28 protein-coding genes are annotated in these 25,378 nt (G+C 66.7%); 8 read left to right on the forward strand and 20 right to left on the reverse strand.

Features of this window, described 5'->3' with window-relative positions:
• Nucleotides 1-24: 24 nt before the first annotated feature.
• The 3 genes from FGF80_RS12565 to FGF80_RS12575 are packed head-to-tail and all read left to right on the forward strand — an operon-like array spanning nt 25 to nt 1,246.
• Nucleotides 25-210, forward strand: a complete 186-nt coding sequence (locus tag FGF80_RS12565; protein WP_081603331.1) for a DUF7331 family protein — start codon at nt 25-27, stop codon at nt 208-210.
• A 50-nt stretch (nt 211-260) separates the two neighbouring features.
• The gene (locus FGF80_RS12570) at nt 261-788 is read left to right on the forward strand and encodes a DUF7322 domain-containing protein (RefSeq protein WP_138654372.1); all 528 of its coding nucleotides are present in this window, start codon (nt 261-263) and stop codon (nt 786-788) included.
• Nucleotides 785-1,246, forward strand: coding sequence for a DUF7346 family protein (locus FGF80_RS12575; protein ID WP_006185261.1), 462 nt, complete (start codon nt 785-787; stop codon nt 1,244-1,246). Before FGF80_RS12570 ends, FGF80_RS12575 begins: the two co-directional genes overlap by 4 nt.
• Nucleotides 1,247-1,518: 272 nt before the next feature.
• On the opposite strand, the gene rad50 is transcribed toward FGF80_RS12575, so the two are convergent.
• From rad50 to FGF80_RS12590, 3 genes are all read right to left on the reverse strand, one after another.
• Entirely contained in the window at nt 1,519-4,203 is a 2,685-nt protein-coding gene (gene rad50 / locus FGF80_RS12580) for a DNA double-strand break repair ATPase Rad50 (RefSeq protein ID WP_138654374.1), read from the reverse strand.
• On the reverse strand, nt 4,200-5,540 hold the full coding sequence (gene mre11 / locus FGF80_RS12585; protein ID WP_138654376.1) for a DNA double-strand break repair protein Mre11: 1,341 nt from the start codon (nt 5,538-5,540) through the stop codon (nt 4,200-4,202). Before mre11 ends, rad50 begins: the two co-directional genes overlap by 4 nt.
• Nucleotides 5,541-6,149: 609 nt before the next feature.
• Entirely contained in the window at nt 6,150-6,419 is a 270-nt protein-coding gene (locus tag FGF80_RS12590; RefSeq protein ID WP_006185266.1) for a MarR family transcriptional regulator, read from the reverse strand.
• Nucleotides 6,420-6,545: 126 nt separating this feature from the next.
• On the opposite strand from FGF80_RS12590, the gene pan1 reads away from it, so the two are divergent.
• Entirely contained in the window at nt 6,546-7,763 is a 1,218-nt protein-coding gene (pan1, locus tag FGF80_RS12595; protein WP_006185267.1) for a proteasome-activating nucleotidase Pan1, read from the forward strand.
• A gap of 224 nt (nt 7,764-7,987) precedes the next feature.
• Here pan1 and FGF80_RS19230 read toward each other — a convergent pair whose 3' ends face one another.
• Nucleotides 7,988-8,125, reverse strand: coding sequence for a hypothetical protein (locus tag FGF80_RS19230; protein WP_006185268.1), 138 nt, complete (start codon nt 8,123-8,125; stop codon nt 7,988-7,990).
• Nucleotides 8,126-8,340: 215 nt separating this feature from the next.
• Between FGF80_RS19230 and FGF80_RS12600 the strand changes: the two genes are divergently transcribed.
• The 3 genes from FGF80_RS12600 to FGF80_RS12610 all read left to right on the forward strand — a co-directional run bounded on the left by FGF80_RS12600 (nt 8,341) and on the right by FGF80_RS12610 (nt 11,826).
• Nucleotides 8,341-8,895 carry a GMP synthase subunit A gene (locus tag FGF80_RS12600; protein WP_006185269.1) on the forward strand — a complete coding sequence of 185 codons (555 nt, stop codon included), beginning with the start codon at nt 8,341-8,343 and terminating at the stop codon, nt 8,893-8,895.
• A 95-nt stretch (nt 8,896-8,990) separates the two neighbouring features.
• A complete protein-coding gene (locus FGF80_RS12605; RefSeq protein ID WP_138654378.1) occupies nt 8,991-9,497 on the forward strand; it encodes an LUD domain-containing protein in 507 nt (168 codons plus the stop codon).
• A 1-nt stretch (nt 9,498) separates the two neighbouring features.
• Nucleotides 9,499-11,826, forward strand: a complete 2,328-nt coding sequence (locus FGF80_RS12610) for an LUD domain-containing protein (protein WP_138654380.1) — start codon at nt 9,499-9,501, stop codon at nt 11,824-11,826.
• Nucleotides 11,827-11,877: 51 nt separating this feature from the next.
• On the opposite strand, the gene FGF80_RS12615 is transcribed toward FGF80_RS12610, so the two are convergent.
• From FGF80_RS12615 to FGF80_RS12675, 13 genes are all read right to left on the reverse strand, one after another.
• Nucleotides 11,878-12,126, reverse strand: coding sequence for a DUF3194 domain-containing protein (locus tag FGF80_RS12615; protein ID WP_138654382.1), 249 nt, complete (start codon nt 12,124-12,126; stop codon nt 11,878-11,880).
• Nucleotides 12,127-12,522, reverse strand: a complete 396-nt coding sequence (locus FGF80_RS12620; RefSeq protein WP_006185273.1) for a prefoldin subunit beta — start codon at nt 12,520-12,522, stop codon at nt 12,127-12,129.
• Nucleotides 12,523-12,587: 65 nt separating this feature from the next.
• A complete protein-coding gene (locus FGF80_RS12625; RefSeq protein WP_138654384.1) occupies nt 12,588-13,130 on the reverse strand; it encodes a DUF2243 domain-containing protein in 543 nt (180 codons plus the stop codon).
• Nucleotides 13,131-13,236: 106 nt separating this feature from the next.
• Complete coding sequence (locus FGF80_RS12630; protein ID WP_138654386.1) at nt 13,237-13,503, reverse strand: KEOPS complex subunit Pcc1; 267 nt, start codon at nt 13,501-13,503, stop codon at nt 13,237-13,239.
• A gap of 5 nt (nt 13,504-13,508) precedes the next feature.
• On the reverse strand, nt 13,509-13,643 hold the full coding sequence (locus tag FGF80_RS12635) for a DNA-directed RNA polymerase subunit P (protein WP_006181151.1): 135 nt from the start codon (nt 13,641-13,643) through the stop codon (nt 13,509-13,511).
• Nucleotides 13,644-13,661: 18 nt separating this feature from the next.
• Entirely contained in the window at nt 13,662-13,925 is a 264-nt protein-coding gene (locus FGF80_RS12640; RefSeq protein WP_006185277.1) for an eL43 family ribosomal protein, read from the reverse strand.
• A gap of 97 nt (nt 13,926-14,022) precedes the next feature.
• Entirely contained in the window at nt 14,023-14,229 is a 207-nt protein-coding gene (locus FGF80_RS12645; RefSeq protein WP_006185278.1) for a hypothetical protein, read from the reverse strand.
• Nucleotides 14,230-14,468: 239 nt separating this feature from the next.
• Nucleotides 14,469-15,230, reverse strand: a complete 762-nt coding sequence (locus FGF80_RS12650; protein WP_138654388.1) for a DUF2103 domain-containing protein — start codon at nt 15,228-15,230, stop codon at nt 14,469-14,471.
• Nucleotides 15,231-15,362: 132 nt separating this feature from the next.
• Nucleotides 15,363-16,970: an Ig-like domain-containing protein gene (locus FGF80_RS12655; RefSeq protein ID WP_138654390.1), complete on the reverse strand. Its 1,608-nt coding sequence runs from the start codon at nt 16,968-16,970 to the stop codon at nt 15,363-15,365.
• 2 nt (nt 16,971-16,972) lie between these two features.
• Nucleotides 16,973-19,186 carry a type II secretion system F family protein gene (locus tag FGF80_RS12660; protein ID WP_138654392.1) on the reverse strand — a complete coding sequence of 738 codons (2,214 nt, stop codon included), beginning with the start codon at nt 19,184-19,186 and terminating at the stop codon, nt 16,973-16,975.
• Between the two features lie 3 nt (nt 19,187-19,189).
• Entirely contained in the window at nt 19,190-21,031 is a 1,842-nt protein-coding gene (locus FGF80_RS12665) for a type II/IV secretion system ATPase subunit (protein WP_138654394.1), read from the reverse strand.
• 82 nt (nt 21,032-21,113) lie between these two features.
• Nucleotides 21,114-21,953: a 5'/3'-nucleotidase SurE gene (gene surE, locus FGF80_RS12670; RefSeq protein ID WP_006185283.1), complete on the reverse strand. Its 840-nt coding sequence runs from the start codon at nt 21,951-21,953 to the stop codon at nt 21,114-21,116.
• A 68-nt stretch (nt 21,954-22,021) separates the two neighbouring features.
• A complete protein-coding gene (locus FGF80_RS12675) occupies nt 22,022-22,453 on the reverse strand; it encodes a zinc ribbon domain-containing protein (RefSeq protein WP_138654396.1) in 432 nt (143 codons plus the stop codon).
• A 98-nt stretch (nt 22,454-22,551) separates the two neighbouring features.
• Between FGF80_RS12675 and FGF80_RS12680 the strand changes: the two genes are divergently transcribed.
• On the forward strand, nt 22,552-23,073 hold the full coding sequence (locus tag FGF80_RS12680; protein ID WP_006185286.1) for a hypothetical protein: 522 nt from the start codon (nt 22,552-22,554) through the stop codon (nt 23,071-23,073).
• Nucleotides 23,074-23,086: 13 nt separating this feature from the next.
• On the opposite strand, the gene FGF80_RS12685 is transcribed toward FGF80_RS12680, so the two are convergent.
• From FGF80_RS12685 to truD, 3 genes are all read right to left on the reverse strand, one after another.
• Nucleotides 23,087-23,413: a hypothetical protein gene (locus FGF80_RS12685; RefSeq protein WP_138654398.1), complete on the reverse strand. Its 327-nt coding sequence runs from the start codon at nt 23,411-23,413 to the stop codon at nt 23,087-23,089.
• A gap of 86 nt (nt 23,414-23,499) precedes the next feature.
• Entirely contained in the window at nt 23,500-23,796 is a 297-nt protein-coding gene (locus tag FGF80_RS12690) for a hypothetical protein (protein ID WP_138654400.1), read from the reverse strand.
• 146 nt (nt 23,797-23,942) lie between these two features.
• On the reverse strand, nt 23,943-25,304 hold the full coding sequence (truD, locus tag FGF80_RS12695) for a tRNA pseudouridine(13) synthase TruD (RefSeq protein ID WP_006185290.1): 1,362 nt from the start codon (nt 25,302-25,304) through the stop codon (nt 23,943-23,945).
• Nucleotides 25,305-25,378 lie beyond the last annotated feature (74 nt).

The raw sequence follows: 25,378 nt of genomic DNA on the forward strand, positions 1-25,378 counted from the left end.
TGGTAACACATAGCATGCGCTCAGGTGATCGACGTGTCCACCCATGTGAACGACGACGCGACGGATCGGAGCGAGCCGAGTAGTGAACCCGCGGGGACCGCAACGATCGAATCGTACGAGACCGAGGACGGCGTCGTCTTCTACGACGCCCAGAACCCGCTCGCGTGGGTCGAGACCTCTCGAACTCTCACGCTCGAGGATCTGGCCTGACGACACTCGCGAAGCGAACGTTTTTCCCCTCCCTGGGCATCGACCCGCATGTGGTATTCGACCGGCCCGAAGACGAGCCCGACGAGTGGGACCCGGAAGTGGACCTCTACGACGAGGAGAGCGACGGGCTCACGATCCCACAGGTGTCGACCGAGGACGACGTTCCGGACAACGACCTGCCCGATCTGTCGGACGGGATCGACCCGCCAACCGTGTCCATCGACGAGACTGACGTCCCCGGCGACCTCCTCGAGGCGTTCTGGTCGCTGGTGTTGGTCATCAATGCCGCCGTGCTGGCCGTCTCGCTCGGGGCGCTATTGGTCGTGTTCGAGGGCGATCTGTCCCGCGGCGGCATCCTCGTCGCCGCCGGGGCCGTACTGTTCGGGTTCGCCGGCCGTCGATACAGAACGCTCAAGCGAGACCGCGACGCTAGTCTCGCCGACGGTTCAGAGGCCGACGACGGAGCCGATACCGACACGGGAACGGCTACACCGCGACCGACCGACGGTTCAGAGGCCGACCCGACGGCGGGGGACGTTCCCCGCTCACGATCACCGGAGCAAAACGACAGCCCATGAACACAGTCGAGGACGACACCGGCAAACGGTACCTGCTTCTCAAGCGATCGGACAGCGCGAGTCTCGTCCGTGACCCCGAAACCGGCAACGAGTGTTACATCCGCAACGACCGTCTCGAGGCCGTCGACGAGGGGTCCGTCCTCGAGACCGCGGCCCGAAGCGTTCCGGACCCCGTTCTCACCCTCCTGACGAACGTTCACGACGCGGAGACGCTGGGCCTGCTGATCGAACTCGCCGACCGGGGGCCGCTCGGGGTCCGGACCCTGCTCGACACCTACGACTGCTGCGAGAGCGATCTGCACGGCCGCCTAACGATCCTCTCGGCCGCCGACCTGCTCGAGGAAGCCGAAGTCGCGGGGGAACGCGGGTATCGAGTGACCGAGGACTGTGAGACGGCGCTCGAGACGCTCCGAACTGAAACGCCGGGACTCGACGAGTCCCCGTCGGACGATCCATGATGCACCTCTCGCCTCGACTGCAGTAATTCACGAATCGCGATAGTGATGCACGGAAGCGAAGTATCGACCATCCGGGACGGATTAGCGTGATACTGGTCGGTCAGTTACTGATCGGTGTTGTGCCGGGTATACTGGGACGATTCCGCTATTTGTCCCTCCGAGAGTCGATCGATGAGTAACCGAGAGCGGACCCCTCAATCGAACAGTCTCCCCCAGATCAGCATAACGTATCGTGGTCGACCACCGTCTAGAGACGGTTCCAGCGAACGAGTCTAGTCGGACGCGAGTAGTTCTACGTCCGGCGGTTCACCGTGTTCGAGCCGCGAGCGGTTCGACGTGGCGTCTTTCTCGACGCGGACGAGCGAGTCGGCCGCGCCGACGAGTTCCTCGTCGTGGCTCACGACGACGATCTGTTCGACGCCGAGCTCGCGCATCGACTCGATCAGTGAGACGAGTTGGGTCACGTGACCCGAATCGAGAAACACCGTCGGCTCATCGAGAATCAGCGGCGGCATCGGTGCCGATCCGTCGACGCCCTCGGCGAGCAGCCGGTAGATCGCACACCGCAGGCTGAGGTTGAACAGTGCTCGTTCGCCGCCGGATAGCTGTTCGGGCTCGAGCGCCTCGCCGTCTTTCTGATACACCGTCAGCCGGTAGTCGCCGTCGAGATCGATCGCCGCGTAGGAATCGTTCTGATAGACCAGTTCGAACGTTTCGTTGAGCAGCCGCTCTAAGGTCTCGACGTTGTGTTGGCGCAGTTCCGCCCGCAGGTCACCGTACGTGGTCTGGAGGGTCTCGGCCTCCTCGTAGAGGGATTCGAGTCGCTCACAGCGATCCTCGACCGACTCGAGGCGGTCGCGAAGCCGCTCGAGTTCTTCGAGTTCGTTCTCGGCGGCACCGATGGCGTTTTGCATCTCGGTCCGCTGCTCCTCGAGTTCGGCGAGTTTGTCGTCGACCTGTTCGATGTAGCGCTCGGCGTTGGCCTTGTCCTCGCGTGCCGTTTCGATGCGGTCCTCGTCGAACTCCGACTCGAGATCGCGTTTGCGGTCGCGCTTTTCGGAAAGGGTCTCGCGGCGCTCGTCGTTCATGTCCTTCCAGTCTTGCCGCCGTTCGCGGAGGGTTTCGATCTCGCTCTCGAGACTCGCCCGCTCGTCGGCGATCGCGGAAATGCGTTCGAGGGACTCGAGGGTCTCCGTGAGCTCCCCGCGCTCGGTGTTGATCTCGCCGAGTTCGGCCCGTGCGTCTGCCACCTCGTCCTCACGGTTGGCCGCCGCGGATCGCTTTTCGTCGGCGTCGGCGTCGTACTCCGCGGCGTCCGCTCGGAGCTGATCGCGCTGGTCGCGCCGGTCCGCGAGACGTTCGCGTTTCTCGGCGAGTAACTGTTCGATGTTGTCGCGATTTTCCGCGAGTCGCTCGACTCGCCGTTCGGCCTCCCGGAGCGCCTCGGCGCGGTCGATCCGGTCGTCGAGGTTCTCACGCTCCGCGTCGAGGTCCTCGCGGTCGGCCTCGAGGTCGGCGAGTTCCTCCCGGCGGTCATCGAGCACGTCGACGTGGGGCGAGTCCTCGACCGGCTGGCCACACTCGGGACACTTCCCCTCCTCGAGCAGCCGTTCGCCCTCCTCGATCGCGTTCTCGGCGGTGCGTATGTCGGCAGTGATGTCGTTGATCGCCGCGTCCAGCTCCTCGCGTTCGGTCTCGAGGTCGTCGAGGTGGGACGCCGCCTCGCCGAACGTGATCGGCGCGTCGTCGAACGTCGCCCGCGCGGATTCGATCTCCGCCTCGAGGTCCTCGAGTTTCGCCTCGCGGTCCGCGATCGCCTCCTCGTCGGCCTCGATTCGCTCGTCGAGGTCGTCGGCCTCCTCGCGAGCGCGTTCGGCCTGCGCTTCGCAGTCGTCGGCCGCCTCGCGGAGTCGCTCGATCTCGTCGGTCCCGGTTTGAATCGTCACCGTCAACTCCTGTAGCTCGTCGCCGAGTTCCTCGTCGCGAGCCTCGAGTTCCGCGATGCGGTCCCGGACCACATCCTCGTCGGGGTCGTCGCTCTCGAGGTCGACGGTCTCGAGGAGGTCGCCGCGTTCGGCCGCGAGTTCCTCGCGGCGGTCCCGAACCTCGCTGATCTCGTCGCCCGCCGCCTCGCGCTTGCGCTCGGTCTCGGAAATATTCGATCGGAGGGCCTCGATATCGGCAGTCAGTTCCGCGATCTCCTCACGGGTCTCCTCGTGGCGGTCGAGGACGTCTTCGGCCGTTTCGAGCGTCTCCGTGGCCTGCTCGCGCTGTGTCTCGTAGTGATCGATCTCCTCGACGACGTCAGTTCGGCGGGACTCGAGGCTGTTCAGCCGCTCGTGGAGGTCCTTCGCCTCTTTCTGCTCGACCTGAGTGCGAACGTCCTCGAGGACCTCCCGCTGGCCGTCCAGCACCGCTTTGACGCCGAGGCGGGCCTCGCTGGCGCGCTCCCGGTAGTCCTCAAGCGCGCCCAGCTGGAGGAGGTCGTCGATCATGTCCTGGCGATCGCTCGGCGAGGCGTGGATGAGCTTGTTGACCTCGCCCTGCCGGACGTACGCGCAGTTGACGAACGCGTCGGCGTCCATCCGCAGGAGCTGCGTGACCTCCCGACGAACGTCGCGAGCGCCCTCGATCGTCTCGGTCGGCGTCTCGAGTACGCACTTCGTCGTGGCCGCGCGGTCGCCGCGCAGTTTGAGCCGGCGCTCGACGTGGTACTCGCGGTCGTCGTGGGTAAACCACAGTTCGACCGCCGCTTCCTCCTCGCCGGTCGTGATGACGTCGTCGAGCGTGCGGTCGTCCAACGCCTTCGAGCCGTAGAGCGCGAAGAAGACGGCCTCGAGCAGCGTCGACTTCCCGCTGCCGTTGACGCCGTGGACGACGGTGACGCCGCGCTCGAGCGTGAGATCGGCGTCGCCGTAACACTTGAAGTTCAACAACTGAACGCGATCGACTCTCATGCGAAATCACCCAGCGAGGCGGTGTCGGCGTCGGCGGGCTCGTCGGGGTCATCGGTGCCCGCAGTCCCGCCGTCGTCGACCGCGTCGGCGCTGTCACTCGCCGCCCCTTCAGCGGGCGCATCGTCGGTCGACTCGGGGGCGGGCTCCGCACCGTCAGCGAGGTGGTCGGCAACGGTCGTCACGTCCTCGTCGCCCGGGTGGCGCTCCGGGGCAGGCTCGAACGCCGAGTCGTCGTCCTCGAGCAGGTCGCGAACCCGCCGCTCGACGGCATCGCGGACGTTCGAGTCGGCGAGATCGCCGCTCCGGACGGTCTCGTCGATCTCGAGGGCGGCGTCGCTGAGACCCATCTCTCGCACCCGTTCGCGGACCGCATCGTCCGGGTTGGCGAAACTGACCGACACGTCCTCGTCCTCGTCCGGGAGGTCCCGGCGATCGTTCACGCGAGCGACGAGCGCGCCGCGGTCGATTGCGAGTTCCTCGACGGCCGCCGGGGCGATGGGTCGTCCCTCGCCTTCGACGGTGACGATGACGACTGTGTCCGCGAGGTCGTGCTGGCGGACCCGTTCCTGGACGCGGTCGATGCCCTCGTCCGCGGCGAGGGCAACGTCGACGAAGACGAACTCGCGGGTCGAGGGCAGGCCGCGGCGACTGATACCGACCGTCCCGTCGTCCGCGAAGTCGACGAGGTTGTAGCCTCGGTCCGCGCGCTCGCTGGCGCTCGCGCGCTCGGTCGAACCGCAGTAGGTGACCCACGTGTCCAGTACTTCGGCGGTGTCGGGTTTGTGGTTGTCCCCCAGCAGAACGGCGTCGAAATCGACCGTCGACTCGGCGAGGACGGTTTCGGTGTCCCAGTCGGCGTGTGCGAAGGGTTCGAAGAGACCGTGACTCACTAAACTCGCATGAGCAGCGTCGGCCGGCAGCGCGTCGAAATCGTAGGTGAGATCGTCCCGACGAGATCGAGGGACGAAGTCGAGTCCGTAGAAGGCGGTGTCGTCGACAACGACCGGCTCGGCCCCGAGCCGTGTCGCCAGACCGAGGTCCGCGAAGAGATCGAGCCACTGTGCGTCGCGTTTCGATTCGTGGTTGCCGACGACGGCGAGAAAGGGGATGTCGGCGTCGGCGAGCGTCCGGAGGATGTCGACGGTACCCTGCAGGTCGACGAGGCTCGGCCGGCGGTCGTGAAAGAGGTCGCCGGCGTGGATCACCGCGTCGACATCGTCGGTGACGGCATCCTCGACGACCGAGCGAAAGGCCTCGAGAAAGTCCTGGCGTCGCTCGGGCGAATTATACTGCCGATACCCGATATGAGTGTCGCCCGTATGAATAACCCGCGTCATTGTCCCCTCGTTGGCAGGCGCTCCCTAAAGGGATTCCGTGACCGAAGTGAAAGTGAACCGGATGGGTCGCGTCAGTGGCAACCGAGGCGAATCGGGCTTGTGGTTATGAACTATCCCACAATAATCACAGCACCAATTGGTTGGAGACGAAACATGCGTGAGTAGTGGGAGAGTTGCGTTGCATGAACGACACGACCGCGAAGACGTTGGTGTTGTTGGTCCTCGTGATCGGGCTCTTGCTGAATCCGCTCTCTCTATCCGGACGACCTCGTCGGCTCAGGAACGGTATCAATGTATGACATCGAGCGGGTACCGAACGAAAGCGTCGCAGAAATGGCCGGAGTCCGATCCGACCGAACGCTCAAATGCGGAACGGAGCGAGCCTGTGCCCCTGAGCGGGAAATCACCGAGAACGTCTCGAGCGAGTCGGATCGATCGGAACTCCTGTGTTCCCGACTACTACTCCGGTCGATCGGGATGGTGTGTACCGCCGTCGACTGACATCGCCGTGGACAGCAGTCGCTCTCCTGACTGGTGGGCCGGAAAACGACGACTCGAGCCGCTGACGGTGGAATCCATCCGCCGCGAGAAACGACGATTAGATCGCGCTTACGAGTCAATCCCGAGGCTGTAGAGCCGCTTGCGAGCGTCGGAAAACGAGAACCGGGAATCGATGACGTTCTCCTCGTCGAGACGGTTCAACGCGTACCGGACCGTCCGGGACGGCAGCAGCGTCTCGTCGGCGATCTGTTGCTGGGTCATCGTGTCGTTGTATTCGAGGACCTTCGCGACGAGTTTCGCGCTCGGCGGCAGGTCTCGGACGTCGTCCCACGTTCCGCGCTCAGTAGTCTCCTGTCGAAGCCGCTCTGAAGCACTCATCCTACTCCCCCATTCCGAATACAGAGTAATAATATTTGCTATTCGGTTTAATATCCTACGGTTATATTTCGAGGACGAATGCACCTACCCGAAGTCTCTTATGAACCAGCACCCAAAGGGCGGGTAATGAGCGACACCGCGGACGACGTCGACCTCCCATACGACGAGGACGAGGCGTCCCAACAGGAGAAAATCCAGGCGCTCGAGGAACGGCTGGAGATCCTCGAGGCGCAAAACGAGGAGATGCGCGACAAACTCCTCGACGCCAACGCCGAGAACAACAAGTACCAGCAGAAACTCGAGCGTCTCACACACGAGAACAAGAAACTCAAACAGTCCCCGCTGTTCGTCGCCACCGTCCAGGAAGTCACGGACGAGGGCGTCATCATCAAACAACACGGGAACAACCAGGAGGCGCTGACGGAAGTCACCGACGAGATGCGCGCGGACATCGAACCCGACGCCCGGGTCGCGGTCAACAACTCGCTGTCGATCGTCAAGCCCCTCTCGAACGAGACCGACGTCCGCGCCCGCGTGATGGAGGTCACCGAGAGTCCGGACGTCAGCTACGAGGACATCGGCGGGCTCGAAGAGCAGATGCAGGAAGTCCGAGAGACCGTCGAGATGCCCCTCGAGAAGCCCGAGATGTTCGACGACGTGGGGATCGATCCGCCCAGCGGCGTCCTCCTCTACGGGCCGCCGGGCACGGGGAAGACGATGCTCGCCAAGGCCGTCGCCAACCAGACCGACGCCACGTTCATCAAGATGGCCGGCTCGGAGCTGGTGCACAAGTTCATCGGCGAGGGCGCGAAGCTGGTTCGCGACCTCTTCGATGTCGCCCGCGAACACGAGCCCGCCGTCATCTTCATCGACGAGATCGACGCCATCGCGGCCAAGCGAACCGAATCCAAGACCTCCGGCGATGCCGAGGTCCAGCGGACGATGATGCAACTGCTCTCCGAGATGGACGGCTTCGAGGAGCGCGGCGAGATCCGCATCATCGCCGCCACCAACCGCTTCGACATGCTCGACCGCGCCATTCTCCGTCCCGGCCGGTTCGACCGCCTGATCGAAGTGCCCAAGCCGAACGCGGAGGGTCGCGAGATCATCTTCGAGATCCACACCCGCGGAATGAACGTCGCCGACGACGTCGAGTTCGCCGAACTGGCCGCCGAGGCCGAAGACGCCTCCGGTGCCGACATCAAAGCCGTCTGTACCGAGGCCGGCATGTTCGCCATTCGCGACGACCGCACCGAGATCCGGATGGAGGACTTCCGCAGCGCCTGGGACAAGGTCGAGGCCGAATCCGACGAGTCCGAAGAGGTCTCGAAGACGTTCGCCTGAACGCACCCCGACGTCGACAGCCGTTCTCCTCTTTCGGTTTTCCGCCGCTCGAGCGACGGCGATATCGTCGATGGGCGGTCGCAGTGTGGACCCACCGCCGCGTTCTCTCTACCGGGATCGCTGCGGCCGCAATAGCTGACGGCCGGCCGCACCGCTCGGCGCTCTCGACAGGGACCGAGAACATCGAGTGGCAACGCGTTGTCCGTCGGAATGCCGGGTCGACGTTACAGCGACGAGAAGACGAGCCACGGAACGACGAACATCAGCAGTGTTAGCAGCCCGAGAATGGCGACATACCCGATACCCGTTCCTGCCGCAGTGAGCCACGACGGATGCTCGAATTCGCTGAGATCGACTGCCATGTCAGTTGTAACCGGTGACGAACGCATAAACATACCGGAACACCGAGTCGAAACTCGCCGTTTCCGTCGGGATGTGTGCCCTGCTTCCTGATCCTCCTCGTCACACCCATCCTCGGGCGGGCACTATCCGTAAGCCTCGCTGCGATCGCCGTCGTCACCGACGCCGAGAGCGGTTTTCGGACCGCTTTTACCGGGTGGGCCGCTACGGGCACCCAATGACGAAGATCGTCGTGGTGGACAACCACGGACAGTTCACCCACTTGGAGCGCCGAGCGCTTCGCGACCTCGGCGTCGACACGGAATTGATCGATAACGAGACGCCGCCGAAAGACGTCGACGCCGACGGCGTCGTCCTCTCGGGAGGCCCGGACATGGATCGGATCGGGGAGTCGCCGGCCTATCTCGAGGCGGACGTGCCGGTTCTGGGCATCTGCCTGGGAATGCAATTGATCGCCGCTGAACTCGGCGGTAGCGTCGGGAGCGGCGAGTACGGTGGGTACGCCGACGTGACCGTCGACATCGTCGACGACGACGACCCGCTGACCGGTTCGCTGCACCCCGAAACCCGCGTCTGGGCGAGTCACGCCGACGAGGTCACGGAACTGCCGGCGGGCTTCGAACTGACGGCGAAAAGCGACGTCTGTAACGTCGAAGCGATGAGCGACACCGACCGCGATCTCTACGGCGTCCAGTGGCACCCCGAGGTCGCCCACACCGAGGAGGGCGACGAGATATTCGAGAACTTCCTGGCGATCTGCGAATCGCGGTAGTCACGCGGCCGTTCCGAGTCGCGCCACCGTACCCTCACGACATGACAACGGGCCGACCGTCACTGTCTTTACCGTTCGCCCGGATGTGAGACGCGATGACAGTCGACACTGTCGGCCGGTTCGAACGCGCACTCGAGGGACTCGAGGTTGAACTCGAGCGCGTGGCGGCCGCCGACGCGAGCGAGCGGATCGGAACGATCGCTGCGGAACCAGCGATCGGTGTTCCCCTCCCCTTCGACGGCGTATCGCTCCCGGCATCGGTGACGACCGAGCCGACGGCCGCCGAGCTAACGGCTGCTCGAACCGGCGTCACCCCGGTCGGGTTCGCGATCGCGGAGTACGGCACGGTCGCCGTCGAATCAACGGCCGGCGGCGCGGAACCGATCAGTCTCTACCCGGAGCGACACGTCGCCGTCGTTGCCGAGAGCGATATCGTCCCCGACCTCAGCACCGGCTTCGACCGACTCGCCGACGGGTTCGATGCGGGTCGTGACAGCGTCGTCTTCGCGACCGGCCGGAGCGCGACCGCCGACATGGGCGACCTCGTCCACGGCGTCCATGGGCCCGGCGATGTTCACGTGATCGTCCTGGAGGATCGATAGGATGGCCCAACGCACGCGCTCGGACCGAGCGGACCGGATTCGGCACCTGCTCGAGACCGAGGGACCGGCGATCCACGCCCAGGCGAGCGCCTCGAACGCCCGCCGAAAGGAGACCTACGGCGGGACCGACGACCTCGAGGAACTGCGGACGGAGGCGCGATCGATCAAGGAAGCCGCCATCGATCGGCTCCCCGAGTTGATCGAGACGGTCCGCGAAGCCGTCGAGGAAAACGGCGGGACCGTCTACGTCGCGGACGACGCCGCGGACGCGAACGCGTACGTGGCCGACGTGGTCAACCGCGAGGCCACGAACGGTACCGACGGCGCGACAGCGGCCGCGTCGCCGTCGGTCGTCAAATCGAAGTCCATGACGACCGAGGAGATCGAACTCAACGACGCGCTCGAGGCCGACGGGATCGATGTCACCGAGACCGATCTGGGCGAGTGGGTCCTCCAAATCGCGGACGAGACGCCCTCCCACATCGTCGGCCCGGCGATGCACATCTCCCGCGCGGAGATCGCCGAGTTGTTCAACGAGCGGTTCGACCCCGACGAGCCGTTCGAGACCGCCGAAGAACTCACGCGGTTCGCCCGGGACCACCTCGGCGAGATCATCACCGACGCCGATGTGGGAGTCACCGGCGCGAACTTCGTCGTCGCCGACAGGGGGACGATCGCGCTCGTCACGAACGAGGGCAACGCCCGGAAATGTGCGGTCACGCCCGACACGCACGTCGCGGTCGCGGGCGTCGAGAAACTGCTCCCGACGCTGTCGGACCTCGAGCCGTTCGTCGACATCATCGCCAAGAGCGCGACCGGCCAGCCGATCTCCCAGTACGTAACGATGCTGTCGCCGCCGACCGACTCGCCGACGCTGGACTTCGACACACCGGACGAGCCGATCACGGCCGGCGAGGGAGCGGCGGCCGACGGGACGGGAGCGGACGGACCCGGAGACCAGGACCGCGACTTCCACCTCGTCCTGCTGGACAACGGCCGCATGGACATGTGCGAGGACGACCAACTCCGGGAAACCTTGTACTGCATCCGTTGTGGCGCGTGCTCGAACTCGTGTGCGAACTTCCAGTCCGTCGGCGGCCACGGCTTCGGCGGCGAGACCTATTCGGGAGGCATCGCCACCGGCTGGGAGGCCGGCGTCCACGGTCAGGCGTCCGCGGCCGAGTTCAACGACCTCTGTACCGGCTGTACGAACTGCGTCGACGCCTGCCCGGTGAAGATCGACATCCCGTGGATCAACACCGTCGTCAGGGACCGGCTCAACCGCAGCGCCGAGGCCGAATCGTACGACTTTCTCGTCGACGGCCTCACCCCCGACGCGGAGTCGGGCGGGCTCGACCCCGGCAAACGCTTCTTCGGCAACATCGGCGCGGTCGCGAAGGCCGCCAGCGCGACCGCCCCCGTCTCGAACTGGCTTGCCGACGCCGGCCCCGTCCGCGCGGTTCTCGAGCGGACCCTCGGTATCGACCGGCGGCGCGACCTGCCGACCTTCCGTCGACAGTCGCTCGTCGATTGGTTCGAGGGGCGAGGCGGCGCGGACGCGTCGAGCCAACGGGCAGCACGAGCGAACTCCCGAGATGGGAGCACCGATGTCGACCGCGAGGTCGTTCTCTACCCCGACGTCTACACGAACTACGTCGACGTCGACCGCGGGAAGGCCGCCGTCCGCGCGCTCGAGGCGCTGGGGGTTCCGGTGCGAGTCCCCGACCTCCCTGAAAGCGGACGTGCGGCCCTTTCCCAGGGAATGATCGCCACGGCGGACCGGCAGGCAAGTCGCCTCTACGCCGCGCTGGCCGAGGACCTCGATGCCAGCCGGGACGTGGTCGTCATCGAACCCTCCGATCTGGCGGCCATGCACCGCGAGTACGAGCGCCTGCTGCCGGAGCACTCGTTCGAGCGGCTTCGGGACGGCAGCTACGAACTCTGCGAGTACGTCTACGGACTCCTCGAGAACGGGGCCGATCCGACGGCCCTGTCGACCGGCGACGGCGCAGCACCGGTCGCCTACCACTCCCATTGCCAGCAGCGCACGCTCGATCTCGAAGCGCCAACCGTCGCCGTCCTCGAGCAGTGCGGGTACGCGCCCGCGACCTCCGACGCCGAGTGTTGTGGCATGGCTGGCTCCTTCGGATACAAGCGGGAGTACTACGAACTCAGTCTGGACGTCGGCGAGCGGCTGGCGACGCAAGTCGATGGTGCCGAGACCGTTGTCGCGTCGGGGACGTCCTGTGGCGACCACCTCGAGACGCTACTCGAGCGCGACGTTCCGCATCCGATCGAGTTGCTCGCCCCTGGTGGCCCTCGGACGTAGCGGTCGCTCTCGGTCGGTGTGCCGGGGAGAAACGACGTTCGGACGGACCGGCTACGCCTCGAACAGGTCGTCGACCGCGTGTCGCGCCGCGAGCGCGGCGTCGTCGGCGACCTGTTCGGGATCGGCCTCGTCCGCCGGCGCGTTGAGGTAGACGTCGACCTCGAGGACGCCGTCCTCGAAGACGACGGTCACGTCGTAATCGCGCACGTCGGACTGTTTGTACTGTGAAAAGATAACGCCTTCCGCGGCGTCCGAGGCCGTCTGAACGACGGTCTCGTCCGTCGGCTCGTCAGTCGGCATTTACGCGCCGCCAGCGCCCGGGCCGCCGGGACCGGCCGGACCGCCGCCCATGCCGCCGCCGAGCAGGTCCTCGAGCTCCTCCTGAAGGCTCTCGAACTGGTCCTGGACGCGCTCTTCCTGCTTCTCGAGGGTCTCGAGGCGGATTTCGAGGGAGTCGACCTTGTCCTCGAGGTCCTCCTCGGCCTGGTCGTAGTCGGTCTCGACGAGGAGTTCGCCGACGTTCCGGTACATCGTCGTTCCTTCGTCGATGTTCTCGAGTTCGTCGAGGGCGTTCTGTGCCTCGGTGAGACCCGATTCGGCTTCCTGTTTCTGGACGGCGACTTCCTGTGCCGTCTCCTGCAGATCCTGTAGCTGCTCGATTTTCTCTTGTGCTTCCGGCGGCAGGTTTCCTTGCATATCTCGACCGTCGCCCTCCGGACTGATAAAGCCAAGCTTTGTCTTCCGTCCGGGGGATCGGACCCCTAGCCCCGTCCGTCCGTCGCGACCGCGTCGTCGCCGGCCGTCGGCGTCGCCGCGCTGTCGGTTCGGATCACGAGATAGCCGCCGCCGAGGAAGAGCACGCCCCAGAGCAGGAAGCCCGCGTCCCAGAGGACGACCGGTCCCGGGCCGGCGGGCCAGACGTGGTGAATTCCGAGCAGGTGGTGACTCACCAGTCCTTCGATGAGATTGAAACCGCCCCAGCCCATGATCACTGCGCCCAGTAGCGTCCGCCCGGAGTTCGGCACCGGATGAAAGCGCCACGCTCGCGAGAGTAACACGACGCCGATGACGGTGAACACGTACGTCGCGAGGTGAAAGAGGCCGTCGGCCAGCACGTTGAGTTCGAGGTCGGTCGCGATACTCGAATCCGGATAGGACGAGAGCATGTGGTGGAACTGGAGGATCTGGTGGAAGACGATGCCGTCGAAGAAGCCGGCAAAGCCGAGCCCGAGCGCGAGGCCGGCGAGCACCAGCGGCTTGGCGTCCCGCCGCAGTCCGAACCACGTTTCGTTCCGGTCGGCCATACGACGGGTTCGGCGACGACGATGAAGACCGCGTTGCCTGCCGGTACAGGGCGGGCTCGCTGGACTCGCCGCGAACCGACCCGGTCGCTCGGCTCGAGCAGCGTGGCTACTGGGACGTGAGAACGGCCTCGCCGGCGTCAGCGGTCCGTTCGGCGACATCGACCAGCGAGAACCAGGTGTTCAGCGCCGCTCGGAGCGCGACCACGTCCTCGGCGTCGATCTCGATACGAACGCACGAGCCGTCCCGCTCGAGGGTCGTCCGCGAGCGCTCGTCGTCGATCTCGCCGATCTCGCGGGCGACGCTCGCGGCGACGAGTTCGGCACGCGACGGCGTCTCGTAGTCGAACTCGAGTGTCGCGTCGTGAGAAGACACGGCGGTTACTGGACGTCGACTTCCTTGACGTCGCGACTGCGTTCTTTCAGGAGCACGCGGTGGCCGCAGTAGGGACAGCGGACGCCGCCGTACTCGTCGAGTTGGACGTCGCGTTTACAGCGGGAGCATTTGTAACTCATACTGGGTCTCGGAACGCGTTAGTCGTCGTCCTCTGCGAGGGCAGCACGGATGGAGCGCTGGACGGTACGGCCGGCGGGGGTCTCGGGGCGGTACGCGCCGCCGGTGAAGACTTCGCCGGTTTCCTCGTTCTTCCAGATGCCGGTGCCGACGCGGGTGACATCGTCGCCGTCGACCTCGGCGTTTTCCATGTCGTCTTCGATCTCGCTGACGCGACGTCGGGCGACGCGGCCGTAGCGGGCACCGAAGCGGCCAGCGCTACCGACCTGTCCTTTCTTGGCCATAGTGGTCCACTCTATCGCCAGCGGATTCTTAAACCTGTTGAGTCGCGACGCCCTCCGGTTCGGATCGCGCCGTGGACCGGTCCGTCGACGGGCCCGATCAGGAGTCGCCGATCCGCTCGGCGATCGGCCACGCGAGCAGTTCCAGGAAGACGAGCGCGAGCGCGGCGAGGTAGCCCGCGACCGCGAGCGGGGCAGTGAGCAGTCCCGTGCCGACACCTGGGGCCGCAAGCAGCGTTCGAACCGCGAGGCCGCTTACCGCCAACAGCGGGATCAGGGTCAGGACGGCGTCCGGTCGCTCGAGCATGGCTAATTATATCTCATTACGACCGGGGGGTTAAGACTCACACAACCAGCAGCACCTGACACTGCCATCGACTCGACACAATAGTTGCCGTGGGACGCTCCCGCTGACACTACTATAGTAGCAACTGAAAGTCAATGCACACCTGATCGCACGACGGCGTTGCGATCAGTGTGTCAATCGTTTCAGTTGCTACGATAACAGCAGCGGTTGGCAATTCGAACCGATGACCGAACGGGACGCTACTGAAACTCGGCGTCGGCAAGCACGTCGTTGAGGTCGTCGCGGATGCGCTCGCCCATCTCCCGGTCGCGAGCCGTCGTCACGACTCGGTTCTCCTGAACGCTCGAGCCGTTGCGTAACAGCATGCGGACGTTGCCGCCGTCGTCGGCGCGGGTCACTTTCGCGCGCATGCCCGATTGTGACCCCTTCCCGCCGGCGTCGATGGGGCCGGGGATCACCTTCTTGACGTGGGGGTGGTCCGCGACGGTATGAATGGCCCGCATCCCCGTACGGCCGCCGATGAGCGTCGAGTGACTCCCGCTGATCTTCTCGGCCGGCGGCGTCTCGACGACATCGAGCGCGCGGTTACCGCGGCGCTCGAGGACCGCCCGGACGGGATCGTCGTCGTCGACGCGATAGAAGGGATGGTGAACGTCCTCGCGAACGGCGCGAATCACCGCACGGACGCCGCCCGCGTAGACCTCTTCGGGACGCTTCCGGCGGATTTCGTCGCCGATCAGCCCCGCGAAGTTGCGGAGTTCGATTGGCTCGTTCTCGCCGTCTTCGGGCGTCGTCGTGATCGTCGTCTCGCCGAGTACCTGCTCGTCGGCATCGATATCGTCGTCCCTCGTCGTCGGGTCGTCTGGTTCGCCGGCGAGCATCGTGATCGTCGCCCTGTCGCGTGCCGCATCGAGGACGATCGCCTCGGTGTTGGCCTCCCGACAGACCAGACAGAAGTCACCGGGTTTCTCGAGCGGCGATGCACAGTGGCGACACTCCATGGGTGGGCTTGTCGGGACGGATGTAAAACAGGTCTGTTTCCGACCGACTGCGGTCGTCGCCGATCGGACGCCGTCCGAACGGATCGAACGCCGGCCCCGGAGAGCACGACCGGGATCGATGTCCAGTCCGGGCTACCCGCTCCCGCGAACCACGACCTCGTCGCTCCCCGTCTGTCCGTCCGCATCGACGACGGTCGCGACGATTCGATACGTCGTGCGTCGCTCGCGCCCCTTCGCTCGCAGCCGTCCGGTCGCGGTATCGCGGTCGCCGCCGAGGTCCGCCGTCACCGTCCGGATGGGAGTCCCGGTATCGGGGTCCCGGAGTTCGAAGTCGACCCGCTCGAGATCGCCGTTCCCGTCGGTCGCCTCGATGGAGGTCCGGTAGCTGTCCCGCGGGTTCGTCGCCGTGACGTCGGTGATCGACACGCCCGGCTCGGTACCGGTTGCCTCGTCACCGCCGTCCGAACCTCCGCCGGGACTCGACGTCCCGCTGCCGCGATCCAGCACGCGAATATCGTACCGGACTTCGCGGTGCGCGCGCTCGCCGAACCGAAGCGTCGGCTCGACGTCCCGCGTCCCGTTTACGTCCGGCGGAGCCTCGTAGACGAACGTCGCCCGTCCCGCCGCGTCGGTCACGGGCTCGACGGCCCGAACGGTCCCGTCACCCCCGACGCTCCCGGTCACGGGAACTCCACTGACGGGGTTATCGAACCGATCGCGGGCTTCGACGACGAGCCGCTGGCGGCCGCTCTCGGGGACGGCCGTCGCGTTGCCCTCGAGATCGGTGAGATACGCCGCCGCCTCCTCGGTCGCGCCGCCGAGGGCGACGGCCCCGAGTCGAAGTTCGTAGGTGACCCCGCGCTCGAGCGTGAGCGTCAACTGGCCGCAGGGGTCCGGCGGCGCTCGCTGACAGTCGAGCCCCGTCACGTACCGGTCGTCGTCGGGATCGCCGTCCGGGTCGCGTTCGTCCGCGAGGAGGGCAGCCCACTCGTCCTCGGTGAGCCGCGTCGGGACCGTCAGCGTGACCGGCTCGCCGTCGCCGCGGATCGTCACCGTCCGACCCGGCGCACTGGTCGGCTCGAGGTCGATCGCGACGTCGGTCGCCCCCGACGCAGAGCGATCGCCCGCCAGCGCGACGAGATCGAGCCGGCGGGCGTCGACGAGGTCCTGGTCCCCCCTCGCGACCGCCGTCCCGTCGAAGCGGTCGTAGACGACCCACGGCTCGGCCACCGTCACCGGCGCGTCGCCGTACTCGTTGTAGTCGGGCACGTACTCGAGCGACCGCGTCTCGAACGTCCGCGTGGTCCCGTTCCAGTAGTCGCCGGTCTCGCCGGCCGCGGACGCGTTGGCGATTTCGACGCCAGCGGGGTCCGTCGTCCGAACCGTCCCCGCTGCTGGCGGCGGGTTGACGAAGAACAGCCGGGGCGGGTAGCGCAGGCCGGCCTCGATGGAGACCGTCTCGCCGTTCCCGGTCGCGGCCACCCGATCGACGGCTCCGTCGACAGCCTTCACGTCAGTCCGAACCCGCTCGTTGTGCTGAAACTCGAGGCCCTCGTTGACCGCGGGAATCGCGGTCGTCTGGAGGATCGCCAGCAAGGCGAGGAGGAGTGCGAACATGAGTATCGCGCCGATGACCGGCGAGACCGCTCGTTCGGAGCCGCGGAGCGCTCCGGTCCCGTCGAGTCGGGTCGTCGGCTGCGTCTCGGTTCCGTTCCGGCCGTGCGGATGCGAGTCGACCATGGTTACACCAAGAGGAAGAACGCGATGACGGTGAGGGCGATCAGTGCCAGTCCGTACTTGAGGCCGCTGAGGATGTCGTTCTCGGCCAGTTTCCCGGCGATCAGCCCGCTGCCGAAGCCCTGAATGAGCGCCGAGTGGAGGAACAGCAGCTCGTAGGTGTCGACGGGAATCGCGCCCAGCGAAACCGGTCCGCTGGCGGCCGCTGGATCGGTCTCGGCCGCCACCTCGGCGATCGGGGTGAGATAGCTCGCGCTGACCATGACGATGACCAGCAGATAGACGAGGAAGCCGATCACGACGATCGCGACGTACGAGCCGACTTCGCGCCGTCGCTCGCGGGCCAGTTTCGCCTGCGCCCGCGTGTTCGTCGCCGCGATTTCGAGCAGGCCGTGGAGATCGCCGCTCGAGCGGCTCCCCTCCGCGACGAGCGTCATCGTCCGGGTCAGTTGGGGCACGTTCAGTCGGTCGGCGAAGCCGAGCAGGGCGCGGGTCAGGTCGTGGTTCCAGGCCACGTCGTTGCGGACCCGGCGGAGTTCCGCGGCGAGGGTCCCGCTGGCCCACCGCGTGACCAGATCGAAGGCGTCGACGATGTCGACGCCCATCCGGTTCGCGCTGGCGAGGATGCTCAGCACGTCCGGGAACCGCTCGGTAATGACGGTCATCCGTCGGCGCTCGCGCTCGTGGAGGAGCGTCAACGGCGCGGTCGCCGTCACCAACGGGACGACGGCGAGCCCGACGGTCGTCCGGAGCGGGGCGGCGAGAAACGCGGCGGCGGTCGGCTCGACGAGTCCGGTCCGGATCGCGAGCCCGGCGACGGCGAGGGCGGCCGGCACCGTCACCCCGAGCGAACGGACGGGACGGCGGGTGATCGCCCGCAACGGGTCGGCGAGGAACGCACGGATGCCGGTCTCGCGTTTCGACCGCTGGTAGGCCAAAAACCGGGGATCGTCGACCACCTGCTCGAGGTCGACCGTTCGCTCGTCCGCGACGGCGAGGCTGGCGGTCGGCTCCTGGTACGGGCGCGAGAGCACGTCGACGAGGAGCAGGAACCCTCCCATCGAAAGCGGGAAGACGACGTAGACGAGCCCGGCGATCAGGCCGACGGTCTCCGCGCCGAGGAAACTCACCACCATCAACACGACGATCAGGAACAGCGGCGCGGCGACGAACGCGACGACGAACACTTCGCTGAGCATGCCGAGCGTCTCGATGAACGACGACTGCTCTTCAAGCGCGTCTTCGAGGGCTGCCTCGGATTCCGCCTCGAGGAACGTCTCGAGGTCGCCGCCGGAGTCGAGGACGCCGAGCAGGTCGTCGAGGAACCGCCGAAAGTCGTCGCTCGGCGTCAGCATCCGGACGTTATCCAGCGCCTGCAACAGGTCGTTGCCGAACAGGTCGATCTCGCGGACGACGAGGTCGAACTCGTTTGCGACCTCGCCGTAGACCGCCTCGCTGTTCCCGAGTCGGCGACACACCTCGATGACGTTCATCCCGCCGCTGGAGAGCGCGTACATGAACGTGATCGCGTACGGGAGGTTGAGCGCGATGCTGCGTCGCCGCGCCGCCACGACGCTGCGCGGGTAGTAGTAGTTCCGACCGACCCAGACGGCACCGCCGGCGGCGAGCGAGCAGAGCGGGGGAACGAACAGCGCGGCCACGACCAGCGGGTGCGTCAGGAACGCGTCCCGTGTCCGGCCGGACAGGCCGAACAGCGGTTCGAGCACGCTGAATAGCGTCCCCGTAAACACCAGCGCGACGAGTGCGACAGTCGCGAGGAGTCCCGCGGCGACCGCGGCGATCCCCGCCCATTTGGCGCTGTCGGTCAGGTACGTATCGTAGGTGTCCCGGATCCGGGCCTGCTTGAGCAGCCGCTGGAGCCCGCGATATCGCTCCGGTCGCGTCTTGAAGAACGCCCGCGTCCGGCCGTACGCCTCCCGGAATTCGAGTTGCTCCGCGGCACCGAGGTGGCGCTCCTCGACGAGCGGCTGGCTGAGCACTTCCTCGGGTTCCGGCTCCGCGTCGGCCACCGCCGCCCGTCGGTCGTCGGCCGCCGCGAACGGATCGGACGCCGCAGGTTCGCTCGAGACCCCCGCATCGTCGCCGAACGCGTCCTCGAGGACGGCCTCGACCGTCGCCTCGTCGAGCGCCGGGTCGCGGAACGCCGGCTCGTCGGGCTTGCGATCGGCGTCGTCGCCGGATGGATCACGGTCGGTCACGGGTCAGTCGTCGGCCTCCGTCACCGCGATCCGGTCGGGGTCGAGGTCGCCGGCACGAACCTCCTCGAGGACGTAATCCGGATCGCGAATGAATCCCTGGATGACGCGGGCGACGCTCTCGTAGTCGGTGATACCCGCCTCGAGCAGGTACTCGAGGACCGCTTCGCGGTGGTCCAGTTCCCGTTCGATGCGGCCCGGCGTCCAACCCCGTTCGTCGGCGATGGCACCTAACACGCTCGAGCCCGTGGTCTGCTCGAACCCGTCCGAGTGGGGATCGTACCGAAACACCTCGTGTGGCTCGAGGTCGTCGGCGTCCGCGTCGCCGGCACCGAATTCGACGAGTCGCCTGTTGCGCCGAACGCGTTTGCCGTTCTGGGTCGTCTGTTGCTGGATCGAGACGATATCGAGGTTGGCGATCATCTCGGACGGGACGTTCAGCGGCTCGTTACTGAGTCGGCTCAACAGTCCCCTGACGGAGTCGGCGTGGAACGTCGTGTACGCCGTGTGCCCGGTGGCGATCGACTGGAAGAAGGTAAGCGCCACGTCGCTTTCGGTGCGGATTTCGCCGACGACGAGGTACTCCGGTCGCTGGCGCAGGGCCGCCTGGAGGAGGTCGAACATTCCGACGGAGCCACGCCCGCCGGCGGTGACGCCCGTGCGCGTGACGCTTTGAATCCAGTTGTCGTGGGGCAGCGTCAACTCCGGCGTGTCCTCGATGGAGACGACCTTGCTTTCGGGCGGCACGAACATGGAAATCGCGTTGAGGCTAGTCGTCTTCCCCGACCCGGTGCCGCCAGCGACCATCAGCGAGGCGTTGTTTTCGACGGCCACCCAGAGATAGGCCATCTGCGCGATGCTGAACGTCCCCCAGTTGATGAGGTCGACCGGCGTGAACGGCACCTCGGAGAACTTCCGAACGGTGAAGTTGGGTCCGCCGGTCGTCACCTCGCCCCCGAGCGTGAGTTGGACGCGTGACCCGTCGGGGAGCGAGGCGTCGATCAGGGGGTCGGCCACCGAGAGGTGTTTGCCGGCGCGTTGGGCGAGTCGCACGACGTACGCGCTCAGGCGCTCGTCGCTGAACGCGAGGTTCGTCCGCAGGTCGCGGTAGCCGTGGTGGTAGACGAAGACGGGTTTCGCCGCGCCGTCACAGGAGATGTCCTCGACCGCCCGGTCGCGCATGATCGGGTCGATCTTCCCGTAGCTCACGAAGTCCCGGCGGAGGTAGTAGCGGAGTTGCTGGAGGGAGCCGTCGCCGACGGTCGCGGCGTGTTCGCGCATCACCCGCGGGACTTCCTCGTCGAAGGTCGCCGCCCGATCGATCTCGCCGTCGAACTCCTTGTACAGCAGATCGCTGCGCAGCGACCGGATGAGGTCCTCGCGGACGTACTCCTCGAACTCGTCTAAGTCGGGTTCGACGACGTGATACCGGTTGGTGTTGGTCGCCTCGTCGTAGAGGATCGTCACGTAGGCGTAGGGGCGGTTCACCCAGTAGCGCTCGACCTCCTCGTAGTCCTCGAGATAGCCGAAATCGAAGAACTCCGCCTCGATGAAGGTATCGGACGGGCGACCGGGGAACGCGTCGTCGTCTCGGTCGTCGAACGACGCCTTCACGTCCGCGAGGACGGCGTCCCTGATCGCTTGCGTCGACTTCGAGTCCGGCGGAGCGATAGCCGACATCGACTCGGGATCGGCGTCGTCGCTCCCCGTCGTCCCGTCACCCGTCGGAGCGACGACCGAATCGGCCTCGGTCCCGAGACTCGAGGCCGGGCCGACGCCGCTCGGCGGCTGTGAGGGGATCTCACCCCGGTTGTCGTCGGTCTCGTCCGGTGGATTCCCGTCCGACATCGATCGATTGGCTGCCCCTTGTGAGCCGACTCCCTAAATTGTGCTGGCTCGTAACCCGACAGCGAACCGTGGCTGCCGGCCGTTACAGAACCCGATCGAAGACGGTCCGTACCGGCTCCGTGTCGACGACGTCGTACGGGACCCGAAGCGGGGAGATCGAGACTGCCTCCTCGAGGACGGCGTGGCGGTCGGTATCCTCGTCGTCGGGGATGTCCCGGTTGGACATCTGCTGCCAGAGGCGGTTCGTCAACTGGAACCGGCCATCCTCGAGGGCGGCGTCCATCTCGTAGACCTCGGTCGGGCGCGTGATCGCAAAGCCGTCGGGGTCGGCCGCTGGGCCGGGGACGTTGACGTTCAGGTAGTCGACCCGATCGAACAGACCGGTCCCGGGCGCGCCGGCCACGAGATCGGCGGCGATCTCGCCCGCGCGCTCGAAGTCCGCGGGCTCGAGATCGTCGTCGTAGCCGAGCGTGTCCATCGAGACGGCGATCGACGGGGTGCCGAGGAAGGCCGCCTCCATGGCGGCGCTGACGGTCCCCGAGCGTGAGAAGACGTACGCACCGAGATTCGCGCCGTCGTTACAGCCCGAGACGACGATATCGGGGGCCGGCTCGAGCCCCTTCGCACCGACGATGGCGCAGTCACAGGGGGTGCCGTCGACGGCGTAACCCAGGTCGTGATCGGTGTGGGGGACCAGCGAGGTAAAGGAGTCGGCCTCGAGGTCCAGCGAGAGATCGCCGCCGTCCGAGGAGTTCGTCCGGCCGTAGGACAGCGACCGACCGACGGCGCTCCGGTTCCGGTCCGGCGCGATGACGGTCACCTCGCCGACCGCCGAGAGCGCGTCGTGCAGCGCCCGGAGGCCGGGCGCGTCGATCCCGTCGTCGTTCGTCAGGAGGATGTGCGGGTCCGAGTCCAGTTCCATTGGCTGGTCGATCGATCGGGGGCGAGCCACGTAGCTGTTCGGTTCAGCGAAGACGACATCGCTGCCCCTTACGACGGACTGCCGCCCGTCTCCGCGAGCCGCGTCCCGCAGGCCGGACAGTACCGCGAGCCCTTGGCGGCGACCGCGTCGCACTCCGGGCAGACGATTCCACCGTCCGGCTCCGGGGGCCGCTCGAGGCCGTCGCCACAGGCCGAGCAGTAGTCGACCGACGCCGGGATGTCCGCGCCGCAGTGCGGACAGCCGACCGCGTCTTCCCAGAGAACTCGCCGCCGGGAGTTCGAGACGTAGTTGTACGCCCCCCAGACGACGTTGCCGAGCCCCATCGAGAACCAGACCGTCAGGACCGCGACGAGGACGTGTGACAGCACCGAGCCGAACTCCCGGTCGACCATCACGACTCGGTCCGGCGTCTCCTCCTCGATCGTCCAGCCCCGAGACACGAGGTCGTCGATCTCCCGTTGCAGGCGGTTGCTTCGCATGGACGGGATAGGTCGCGGGCGGCCAAAAGGCTGTCAGCGAAGCCGGGCGACGGCACGTCGACATCGCCGTTTATGTACCGGCCGGGCCTTCAGGAATCATGATCGGACTCGACGGACCGACACTCGCAGTCGCAGTGGTCACACAGGTCGATCCCGGGACCGAGATCGAGATCGGGACGACCGACGGCCTCCTCGGGGGTGCGCTCGGGGCCGCCCTGACGACGCTCGTCGTCGGCGCGATCCTGATCGCGATCGCGCCCGACTACACGGACCGGATGATGGACGACGTCCTCGCGGACCCGTTCGGCTCGTTCCTCTACGGCATCGCGTCGCTGCTCGGAATCGGTCTGCTGACGCTGCTCCTTGTCGTCACGCTCGTCGGGATCATCGTGGCGGTTCCGCTGTTCCTGCTGGCGTATCTCGTCTGGGCGATCGGAGGTGCGATCGCGTATCTCGCCATCGCCGATCGGCTGGTCGGGCACGACGACGAGTGGCTCAAACGGCTGCTCGTCGCCGCGGCGATCAGCGGCGCGCTCGCGGTCACCGGCGTCGGGGGCATCCTCGCGGTCTGTATCGGTGCCGCCGGTTTCGGCACGGTGCTTCGGAGCTCCCTCGAGTGAGGCCGTCTCTCGGTCAGTGCAGGCGCGTCCTCGCCCGCTCGATGAGCGGGCTTTGTGAGACGCCGATCGATCGATACAGCCAGCCCTGGACGAGGATCGAAACGAGGAACCCGAGGGACAGCATCGTCGGATACCACACCGTCGGGAGGCCGTTCAGTTGCACCCACGACGCGCTGGCAATGCCGGCGACGAGGAACACAACCGAACTGCCGAGATGCACGCTCGCGGCCGGTCGTGCGCGCGATCGCTGTTCGTCGGTGAGGACGCGCTGATCGGCCAGTCCCAGCAGGCCCTGCACGACGTACAGCGCCGAGGTAAACAGCGAGAACGGCTCGAACATACGACCCACGTCTCGTGACAGCCTCATACCTGTTTTGACGATCGATACCGCTTGCGGTTCGAACGCGGCCGAAACGGGCAGCCTCGTCACCAGGGCAAGTAGCGTCGCAGTCGATCGATCACCGACCGCTCGCGGCGGACCCGCAGCGTCGTGCCGTCGGCGTCGAAGGTAGCCTCGGTCGCGGGGATGCGCGTGCCGTCGGGCATCTCGAAGGACTGGTCGCCGGCGGGGACCGTTCCGCCGCTGCCCGCGCCGAACAGCGTCTTCGAGCGGCCCGTCGGCTCCGGGACGGGTTCGGTGTACTCGATTTCGTACACCGGTTGTCCATCGTCGGTCGTCTTCTCCCAGTCGACGATCTCACGGCTCTCGCTCGTGCCAATCATGCGCGGGCCCTACCTCGGTTCGATTCCTGCTCGGGTGCGGGGACCATTCCCTCGAGACTACTCGTGACACGGTGCTAAAACCTTCGCCGCGATACGTCGAGCGGTGACGGTCGCCTCGAGCGGTCGGGTCCTTCACGGGCGTCGTCTCAGCCGAGGTCGATCGGATCGACCTTCAGGAACTCCCGGGAGACGACGGTCGCGTACGACCCCTTCGGCAGTGCGAACGTCAGCGTCAGCGGATCGGGTTCGAGCGAGAGGTCGGTCCGCAGAAGGACCGCCCGCCGGGTGCCGGTCGAGCCGAACTCCCCGGGCAGATCGAAGTCCGCCGGCTCGAGGCCGAGGTCGTCGAGGACGGCGCGTTCGATCGCGCCCTGCTCGCCGTCGGCGAGTTCGGTCTCAGTGCCGACCAGCGGCGCGGTGACGAACGCCCGGCCGCGCTCGCAGTGGCGGGTCACCGAGTCGACCCGGCGCTCGTCGACGCGCTGGAGGCGGTCGGTATCGGGGAGCGCGAGCCCGTCAGGCGCGTCGGTATCGGTGAAACAGACGACATCGCCCTCGACCGGGCGATCGAAGGGGAGCCCACGCTCGAGGCGCTCGGAGAGCATCAGGTTGAACGCGTACGACTGGGCGGCGTGGACGAACAGCCGCTGGAGGTTCGAGGGGACCCGTTCCAGGGCCGCTCTGAACTGCTCGGGGCCGGGCTCGCCGTCGTACTCGGCGAGCGCGTGGAGCATCGAGCGCTCGTAGCGCAGGCGATGGGGCATCCGCTCGAGGGCGTCCTGCCAGTCTCTCGTCTCCTCCACGAACGCGCGAGCCTCCTGCGTCCCCTCCGGCTCCGCGTCGGTCGGGTTTCCGAGGTAGGCCATCACCGCTCCTTCCCAGTCGTCGCGGGCGATAGCGAGCCCGACCTCGTGCGTGACCGGCCGCCGACTGCCGAAGCGCTGCTGACCGAAGAAATTGGGGACGCCGATCGACGTCTCGGTCCCGCTCGAGTCCGGTTGGTCGGTCTCGAGTCCGCCGAACTCGGCCAGCTCCGTCGTGATCGCGTCGGCGTTGTCCGGCCGCTCGGGATCGGTGACGACGAGTGCGAACTCGTTGCCCGCCAGATCGCCGAACTCGAGGTTTCGGCCGGCCCGCCCCAGGACCTCGATCTCGACGCCGTCGATTGCGGGCAGGTCCGCGGGATCGGCCCCGTAGACCGAAAACAGCTGCGTCGTCACGGCGTATTTGTCCTTCGTGCCGGCCCAGTTGACCCGCTCGCGGGAGATCCCCAGCGCGTCCGAGACCCGCGCGGCGAAATCGTTGGTGTCCCAGCCCCGCAGCGTCGCTCGAAAGACGAGGTGCGGGTAGGCGTCCGTCGGCGCGTCGACGGGTTCGGTGTCGAAGCGCTCGAGTTCGCGCACTCGGAAATCGGCGTCGTCCTCGCGGAGACGGCCGCCGACGCCGTCCGCGTCGCTGACGTAGTACTCCATGCCGACAGCCTGCTCCGTGGGGTGTCCCGAGCGCATACTGGTTGCCGTCGATTCGAGTGCCGCGCGTAAATCGGTTCGTTCTCGCGGCGACGGAGCCCGCATCGCAACGA

Source organism: Natrinema pallidum, assembly GCF_005890195.1.
GTDB classification, from domain to species: domain Archaea; phylum Halobacteriota; class Halobacteria; order Halobacteriales; family Natrialbaceae; genus Natrinema; species Natrinema pallidum.

Excerpts from the sequence above, each read along its gene's own strand:
- FGF80_RS12640 (WP_006185277.1), bottom strand. The coding sequence starts at position 13,925 with ATGGCCAAGAAAGGACAGGTCGGTAGCGCTGGCCGCTTCGGTGCCCGC.
- FGF80_RS12600 (WP_006185269.1), top strand. The coding sequence starts at position 8,341 with ATGACGAAGATCGTCGTGGTGGACAACCACGGACAGTTCACCCACTTG.
- FGF80_RS12620 (WP_006185273.1), bottom strand. The coding sequence starts at position 12,522 with ATGCAAGGAAACCTGCCGCCGGAAGCACAAGAGAAAATCGAGCAGCTA.
- surE (WP_006185283.1), bottom strand. The coding sequence starts at position 21,953 with ATGGAACTGGACTCGGACCCGCACATCCTCCTGACGAACGACGACGGG.
- mre11 (WP_138654376.1), bottom strand. The coding sequence starts at position 5,540 with ATGACGCGGGTTATTCATACGGGCGACACTCATATCGGGTATCGGCAG.
- FGF80_RS12605 (WP_138654378.1), top strand. The coding sequence starts at position 8,991 with ATGACAGTCGACACTGTCGGCCGGTTCGAACGCGCACTCGAGGGACTC.
- rad50 (WP_138654374.1), bottom strand. The coding sequence starts at position 4,203 with ATGAGAGTCGATCGCGTTCAGTTGTTGAACTTCAAGTGTTACGGCGAC.
- FGF80_RS12680 (WP_006185286.1), top strand. The coding sequence starts at position 22,552 with ATGATCGGACTCGACGGACCGACACTCGCAGTCGCAGTGGTCACACAG.
- FGF80_RS12655 (WP_138654390.1), bottom strand. The coding sequence starts at position 16,970 with ATGGTCGACTCGCATCCGCACGGCCGGAACGGAACCGAGACGCAGCCG.
- FGF80_RS12650 (WP_138654388.1), bottom strand. The coding sequence starts at position 15,230 with ATGGAGTGTCGCCACTGTGCATCGCCGCTCGAGAAACCCGGTGACTTC.
- FGF80_RS12575 (WP_006185261.1), top strand. The coding sequence starts at position 785 with ATGAACACAGTCGAGGACGACACCGGCAAACGGTACCTGCTTCTCAAG.
- FGF80_RS12625 (WP_138654384.1), bottom strand. The coding sequence starts at position 13,130 with ATGGCCGACCGGAACGAAACGTGGTTCGGACTGCGGCGGGACGCCAAG.
- FGF80_RS12635 (WP_006181151.1), bottom strand. The coding sequence starts at position 13,643 with ATGAGTTACAAATGCTCCCGCTGTAAACGCGACGTCCAACTCGACGAG.
- truD (WP_006185290.1), bottom strand. The coding sequence starts at position 25,304 with ATGCGCTCGGGACACCCCACGGAGCAGGCTGTCGGCATGGAGTACTAC.
- FGF80_RS12615 (WP_138654382.1), bottom strand. The coding sequence starts at position 12,126 with ATGCCGACTGACGAGCCGACGGACGAGACCGTCGTTCAGACGGCCTCG.
- FGF80_RS12690 (WP_138654400.1), bottom strand. The coding sequence starts at position 23,796 with ATGATTGGCACGAGCGAGAGCCGTGAGATCGTCGACTGGGAGAAGACG.
- FGF80_RS12665 (WP_138654394.1), bottom strand. The coding sequence starts at position 21,031 with ATGTCGGACGGGAATCCACCGGACGAGACCGACGACAACCGGGGTGAG.
- FGF80_RS12590 (WP_006185266.1), bottom strand. The coding sequence starts at position 6,419 with ATGAGTGCTTCAGAGCGGCTTCGACAGGAGACTACTGAGCGCGGAACG.
- FGF80_RS12610 (WP_138654380.1), top strand. The coding sequence starts at position 9,499 with ATGGCCCAACGCACGCGCTCGGACCGAGCGGACCGGATTCGGCACCTG.
- FGF80_RS12645 (WP_006185278.1), bottom strand. The coding sequence starts at position 14,229 with ATGCTCGAGCGACCGGACGCCGTCCTGACCCTGATCCCGCTGTTGGCG.
- FGF80_RS12675 (WP_138654396.1), bottom strand. The coding sequence starts at position 22,453 with ATGCGAAGCAACCGCCTGCAACGGGAGATCGACGACCTCGTGTCTCGG.
- pan1 (WP_006185267.1), top strand. The coding sequence starts at position 6,546 with ATGAGCGACACCGCGGACGACGTCGACCTCCCATACGACGAGGACGAG.
- FGF80_RS12685 (WP_138654398.1), bottom strand. The coding sequence starts at position 23,413 with ATGTTCGAGCCGTTCTCGCTGTTTACCTCGGCGCTGTACGTCGTGCAG.
- FGF80_RS19230 (WP_006185268.1), bottom strand. The coding sequence starts at position 8,125 with ATGGCAGTCGATCTCAGCGAATTCGAGCATCCGTCGTGGCTCACTGCG.